1 pseudogene is annotated in these 647 nt (G+C 66.0%); it reads left to right on the top strand.

Annotation, left to right across the window (positions count from 1 at the left end):
• Positions 1-339: 339 nt before the first annotated feature.
• Positions 340-647: pseudogene (locus CCL05_RS41945) on the top strand (potassium/proton antiporter); the annotation flags it as partial.

Raw genomic sequence — 647 nt, forward strand, 5'->3', positions numbered from 1 at the left:
GCCAGCACCAGGGCGATCACGGCCAGGCGGGCTTTGCGCCCCTTTCTCCTGCCGGACTTGGCGGGCTGCTGACCCGTGGAGGCGGTGGTGTTGGGGGGCATCGCTGTCCTTGCTGTCCTAACGCGAGCGGCAGGTTCGGCTGTGCTTTTAACTGAGCGCTGGAGCAACGATAGGCGCAGGGTCCTGCGCCCCTTGACGCGGAGTCGGGAACCGGCCCGGACGAACGTTCGATCCCACCCCCGGAAGTGTCAAGAAATCGTCAAGAGTTAGGTAAGGTAACGAAGTAGTTGGCGCGATGCGCCACAGCTTCATGTGCGATGTACGTGAGCCCACGCGCGCGTGCGGGTGGGCCAGGGAAGGATTCGGCCGCTGACTGTTCACCACCTCAACCAGCTCCTGCTCGTCTGCTCGCTCGTCCTGCTCGTCGCCGTCGCAGCGGTACGGATCTCCTCGCGCAGCGGGCTCCCCAGCCTGCTCGTGTACCTGGGGATAGGCGTCGCCATGGGCCAGGACGGCGTCGGCGACATCCACTTCGACAACGCCGAACTGACCCAGGTCATCGGATACGCGGCCCTGGTCGTGATCCTGGCCGAGGGCGGTCTGGGCACGAAGTGGAAGGAGATCAAGCCGGCCCTGCCGGCCGCCAC

Origin of the sequence: Streptomyces africanus, from assembly GCF_002150735.1 — a bacterium.
Lineage (GTDB): Bacteria > Actinomycetota > Actinomycetes > Streptomycetales > Streptomycetaceae > Streptomyces > Streptomyces africanus.